The sequence below is a fragment of the Allocoprococcus comes genome (assembly GCF_013300725.1).
GTDB classification, from domain to species: domain Bacteria; phylum Bacillota; class Clostridia; order Lachnospirales; family Lachnospiraceae; genus Allocoprococcus; species Allocoprococcus comes_A.
This window is the reverse complement of the sequence record NZ_JAAIMM010000061.1, coordinates 1-2,594: the sequence shown is the minus strand read 5'-3', so window position 1 is coordinate 2,594 and position 2,594 is coordinate 1. Positions and strand designations below refer to the sequence as shown.

Genomic DNA, 2,594 nt, shown 5'->3' with positions numbered 1-2,594 from the left:
AAAAATACATGAATAACCGTGGACTTGGAATCGAGCGTTATATGGAGCAGAGAAGCTGTCCATATGATAAGATCTTTATTTATACGGATGAAAAAAGTGATGTAAAAGCTTTTTTTGAATTTATCAAAGATGATATGGAAGTAATCGACCGTGGAAGTAATACGTTTGAGTGTATCCTGAAGGGCTATACAAAAGGAACTGCGATTGACTGGGTACTGGAGCATTTTGGAATGACGAGAGACCAGTCATATGTATTTGGAGACAGCAGCAATGATCTGGCAATGTTCCAGCATGCCGGGCATGCGATTGCGATGGGCGCGCATGACCAGGTGCTGGAACCTTATACAGAATTTGTAACAAAGACCGTTGAAGAAGACGGAATTGCTTATGCGATGAAGAAATATGGACTGATCGATCAGAGAAGCCTCCGGTAAAGTGACAGAGAAAATTTTCTAAGATGCAGCAGCTTTTATAAGGTCATCAAGAGAACCAAAATGATAGCCCATTTCTTCCCATTTGGTGAGAAGTTCATCTAGGATTTCAGCGTTTGTAGAGGACGTACTGTGGAGTAAAACGATGGCACCGGGATGGATTCTTCCAAGCAGCTTTTCAAAAGCCTCTTCGTGGGATGGCTGGTTATCCTGATACCAGTCGACATAGGCGAGACTCCAGAAGAAGGTATGATAACCAAGCTCCTGCGCCATTTTCAGGTTGGCTTCGTTGTATTTTCCTTGTGGTGGACGATAAAATCTGGAAATTTCCTGTCCGGTGATCTGCTGATACAGTTTTTCAACTGTCTGGATTTCTTCAGAGAAGGATTCCATTGTAGAAATCTGTGACATGTCTTTGTGATGCCAGGTGTGGTTGCCGACGGTGTTACCGGCAGCGAGGATCTGTTTGATAAGTTCCGGATTGCTTTCCAGAAGTGTGCCGACGACGAAGAACGTTGCCGGAGCCTGATGCTTCGTAAGAGCTTCCAGAATAGCCGGTGTATTTCCGTTTTCATAACCGGCATCGAAAGTAAGGTAGATTACTTTTTCGCTGGTGTCCTGTGCGTAAAAGGCATCGAATTTTTTCAGCTCGTCAAATGTGGCATTGCCGACAGGGGGATCCCCGTCAGTTTGGAAGCTGAGCCCCCAGTTGCCTTCAGAAGAGGTGGGAACAGCGGCAGAAAAGAAATGATCATGCAGAAATGCAGAGCCGGTTCCCACAAAGAAAGCCGCAAGAAAAAGAAAACAGATCCGTATAACATTTTTTGATTTTAATCTGGAAAACATAAAAGGAACTCCGATCGGATAGAAGAACAGGTGATTGATAAAATATATGTGGAAATGGAAGGAAAAGAACCGAAATAGATAAAATAGCGGTCAGAAAATAAAGTGGACAAAAAGTGAGGACAAAAAGGGTGAATTGAAAAAGTAAAATCCACCTTGCAAAGGTAAATTCTACTTTGCAGGATTAAATTCCACGTGAAAGAAAAAAAATATTGATCTTGTATATGAAATCCTCAAAATCAGAGTTAAAATATAAGGAAAAGCTGTGGTTTTGGGGATTTTTTTGCATGCCGAGCGGAAGTCGAATTTACGTGTGATTTTTTGGAAGGAGTAAATTCCACCTCTGGGGGATGTTCTGCGATGATGGCGGTATAGATTTCCTGCCCAGCTTTTTTAGTTTTAGTTTATTTTAATAATTCAGGACTAAGGATGATTTCGTCAGCAGGAATTTTCTGCAGATGAAATGCATCTAAAATTTTTCTACCGTATTGAAACTCGAAAACTTCATAAGGACTTTTGTTTCCGAGCTTTTTCCGGGAGTAGGAGTTGATGTGGCTCATCATGAGATCAATCTGTTCCTGTGAGTATCGTCCAAGGTCAGTACCTTTTGGAATGATTCTTCGAATCAGTTCGTGGTTGTTTTCACAGCTTCCTTTCTGGTAAGGTGCGCTGGGATTACAATAGAACATCCTGGTTCGAGGGTTTCCCTGTGCATCCAGTTCGATAGCAGAAGGGTTTGAAAATTCACTGCCGTTATCCGCTAAAAGAACAGGAAAAAGTTCAATGAAAATATCCATCCTCAATTCAAAATAGAGACGGTCAAAAATGTCAATGACAGATTGAGAGTCATTATGCTGGCGGAGAAAAGCAAGCTGCAGTTGTTGTTCCACGAAATGAATAGTGAGAAGAACCGCTCCGCCTTTTATACCTTCTACAGAATCAAGCTGTCTGACAGAAGCATCCGGATGTTCAGCCATGTAATTTTCAAAACATTGAAAGTCACGTCCAATACGGCAGGATTTATCCACTTTCAGTTTAGAAGAAACATTTTTCCTTGGACGCATGCGTATGGTACGTGGCATATCGATATTTCTGGCAGTGAATAGCCCGTTGTTTGTGTAAGTATACAGTGTTCGTTCTGACTTCATAAGTTCGTCAGCATGATGTATTGCAATGTGATGAAGGGACTGCCCTTTTTTGAGGAGAGGAGATACCACATCATCGAGCTGCTTAAGTTCCACTTCAGAAAGGGCAACCCCAGAACGGTAATGCCAGTTAGCTAAAATTAGAAAACAGGACTGCTCTTAATGCATATATCAT

Annotated in this window: 2 protein-coding genes and 1 pseudogene; 1 reads left to right on the top strand and 2 read right to left on the bottom strand. The window is 41.8% G+C overall.

Annotation, left to right across the window (positions count from 1 at the left end):
• Positions 1-434 (top strand): HAD family hydrolase (locus tag G4407_RS15890; protein WP_173689652.1); only part of this gene is annotated, 434 nt, incomplete at its 5' end.
• Positions 435-452: 18 nt separating this feature from the next.
• On the opposite strand, the gene G4407_RS15885 is transcribed toward G4407_RS15890, so the two are convergent.
• Together G4407_RS15885 and G4407_RS15880 are read right to left on the bottom strand one after the other, a co-directional pair.
• Positions 453-1,277 (bottom strand): polysaccharide deacetylase family protein, encoded by an 825-nt coding sequence (locus G4407_RS15885; RefSeq protein WP_173689651.1) that lies wholly within the window; start codon positions 1,275-1,277, stop codon positions 453-455.
• A gap of 401 nt (positions 1,278-1,678) precedes the next feature.
• Positions 1,679-2,539 (bottom strand): annotated as a pseudogene (locus G4407_RS15880) (IS30 family transposase); the annotation flags it as partial.
• Positions 2,540-2,594 lie beyond the last annotated feature (55 nt).

Coding starts and splice junctions, on each gene's coding strand:
- G4407_RS15885 (WP_173689651.1), bottom strand. CDS start 1,277: ATGTTTTCCAGATTAAAATCAAAAAATGTTATACGGATCTGTTTTCTT.